A 2,866-nucleotide genomic window follows, 5' to 3' on the forward strand; every position below is an offset into this window, starting at 1 on the left:
GCTGATGAGCGGGCCGTCTACCCTGCCGTGGCCCACCCATGGCCGCCACACCGTGCCGCACGGTGGGCGAGGCTGCGGCTCCACCGGGTTCAATAGGCTTACATGGCATCTGCAGGTCGTCGGCGTGCATGTGTGGAACGCCTGGCCACCGACTCGGACGCCGTCACGCCGGACGCCGGCCGTGGCTGGCCCGAGGCAGAACAGCGGAGACCGAGGACAAGGTGGTGTCCAGCGGTGGAGAAGCGGATGACGGAGCTCAGCGAAAGCCACGACGATCCGTTCGCCCTGCACCTCGCTGCTTTGGCGGTGCTCGACGACCGCGGAACCGTGATCGGATGGAACCGGCGGGCTCAGGAACTGCTCGGCTATCCGGACACAGCCGTGATCGGTCGTCCGGCGTCCGAGGTCCTTGTCGATCCCCGCGAGCTGCCGACCGTCAGGGAGGCCGCGGGGAGCTGCAGGAGAAGCGGCAGCTGGTTCGGGATGCTCACGGTGCGGCACCGCGACGGGCGGCTCGTGGAGCTGGGACTCAGGGCCGACGCGCTCTCACGGGACGGCCGGGTCCGAGAGTGGGTTCTCGCCGGGGCACTCGAGGCCGACGTCCTGGAGTGGCAAAGGGACCGCGCGGTCCTCGACGGGTTGTACCGCCGCTGCCCGATCGGCCTGGTCGTCCATGGCCCCGACCTGAAGCTGCTCCGGGTCAACCGGGCCATCGAACGCTTCAGCGGCGTCCCGGCAGCGGATTTTCGGGGGCTGCCCACCGGCTGTTTCCTCCTCCCCGATGACGCGCGCAGTGCCGTGGACCGTGTGCGCCAGGTGATCGAGACCGGAAGGCCAGCGGTCTACTCCGAGCAGTTCGTTCGCCTGGAGCAGGACCCCGCGCGAGAGCGGGTGGCGATGGTCTCGTCCTTCCCGATGGAGGATCCCTCCGGTCGCATTCTCGGTGTGGCCGAGATGATCGAGGACATCACCGAACGCCATCGGGCCCAGCGTCGGCTCGCGCTCCTCGACCAGGCCGGAAGCCGTATCGGAACCACCCTTGACGTGGCGGAGACCGCCCGGGAACTCGCCGAGGTGATGGTGCCTCACCTCGCCGACCACGCGTCAGTGGACCTGCTTCAGCCCGTGACGCGCGGCGAGGAACTGGCGGGGGCCCTCGCGGGGCCGGTGGTACGCGTGGGGGCCTGCGGTGTCGGTGCCCAGCAAGCCGGCCCGCCCCACCCCCAGGGGGAGCCGGTGGAGTTCGCGCCGGACGCCCCCCAGGCCAGATGCCTCGCCGAAGGGCGGCCCGTCCTGGAACCGGTACTCCCGCCCGACTGGTTCTCGACGAGAGGCCACCGGGGGGCCCACGCTCCGGATCTGGGCGCCCACTCGCTGATCGTGGTCCCGGTGGCCGCGCGGGGCCTGGTACTGGGCGTGATGACAGTGTGGCGTTCGCGCCGCCCCGATCCCTTCGAGGCGGACGATCTCACCCTCGCCCAGGAACTCGCCTCGCGCGCCGCCGTCGCCATCGACAACGCCCGGCGCTTCACCCAGCAGCAGCAGACCGCGTTCACCTTGCAGAGCAGCCTTCTGCCCCGCGCGGTTCCGGACCAGTCGGCCGTCGAGGTGGCCTTGCGCTACCTGCCGGCCAGCGCGGCCCCGGGCCTGGGCGGTGACTGGTTCGACGTCATTCCCCTGTCCGGGTCCCGGGTCGCCCTCGTCGTCGGCGACGTGGTGGGACGCGGCATCCACGCAGCCGCCACCATGGGCCGGTTGCGTACCGCCGTACACACGCTCGCCAGCCTCGACCTGGAACCGGACGAGCTCCTCTCCCGCCTGGACGACCTGGTCATCCTGCTGGCGGCGGAACAGGAAGCAGCCGGTGAGCGGCCGGTGGGCGAGCAGGTCGTCGGTGCGACCTGCCTGTACGCCGTCTACGACCCGGTCTCCGGGCGGTGCTCCGTGGCCCGCGCCGGCCACCCGCCGCCGGTGGTGACCGCTCCGGATGGACAGGTGGCGATGCTGGACCTGCCCGCCGGCCCACCGCTCGGCCTGGGCGGCCTGCCGTTCGAGGCCCGGGACGTCGAACTGGCCGGGGGTAGCCTGCTGTGCCTGTATACCAACGGACTCATCGGTGAACGCAACATCGATGCCGACGCCGGCCTGACCAAGCTGTGCGGCGCGCTCACCCGTCCCGCGGACGCGCTGGAGAGAACATGCCAAGCGGTGGTTGACTCGCTCGTGCCCTCGCGCCCCAGCGACGACGTCGCATTGCTGGTCGCCCGCACCCGCATGCTGCCACCGGACAGTGTCGCCTCCTGGACTTTCCCGCTGGAGCCTGCCAGCGCAGCCCGGGCCCGGGCACTGACCTCGGCCAAGCTGAGCGAATGGGGTCTGGAACACTTGGCGTTCACGACCGAGTTGATCGCCAGCGAACTGGTCACCAACGTCTACCGGTACGCCAGCGGCCCTGCGACCCTGCGGCTGATCCGTGAACGGTGTCTGGTGTGCGAGGTCAGTGACACCAGCCACACCTCACCCCACCTGCGCCGCGCCCGTACCACCGACGAGGGCGGGCGCGGCCTGTTCCTGGTGGCCCAGATGGCCGAACGCTGGGGTACCCGTTACACCCGCGAGGGCAAGACCGTGTGGACCGAACAACCACTGACCGGCACGTTCACCTGACCGTCTCAGCGTCCTGCCGGGTGGCCTCGGACCCCACCGAGGACACGTGCCGTGCTGACCACGCTGCTGCCCTGAGGGGTCCGTGCGACGGGCCTCGGGCCGCCGCACGGCACGCGCCGGACCACCGCGGCGGTACCGAGGCCGCTCGCGCAGACCGGCTGCGCAGTCGTGGTCATTCCGCTGCGGCGAGCAGCCGTGC

Annotated in this window: 2 protein-coding genes; one reads left to right on the forward strand and one right to left on the reverse strand. The window is 71.1% G+C overall.

Annotated features, from left to right (window positions below; genetic code table 11):
* Positions 1-246 precede the first annotated feature (246 nt).
* Entirely contained in the window at positions 247-2,667 is a 2,421-nt protein-coding gene (locus AB0C34_RS31465) for a SpoIIE family protein phosphatase (RefSeq protein ID WP_357081069.1), read from the forward strand.
* 5 nt (positions 2,668-2,672) lie between these two features.
* Here the strand turns inward: AB0C34_RS31465 and AB0C34_RS31470 are convergent.
* Positions 2,673-2,866: hypothetical protein (locus AB0C34_RS31470; protein ID WP_357081072.1), on the reverse strand; the 194-nt coding region annotated here is incomplete at its 5' end.

The sequence above is a fragment of the Nocardia sp. NPDC049220 genome, assembly GCF_040647855.1.
Taxonomy (GTDB): Bacteria; Actinomycetota; Actinomycetes; order Mycobacteriales; family Mycobacteriaceae; genus Nocardia.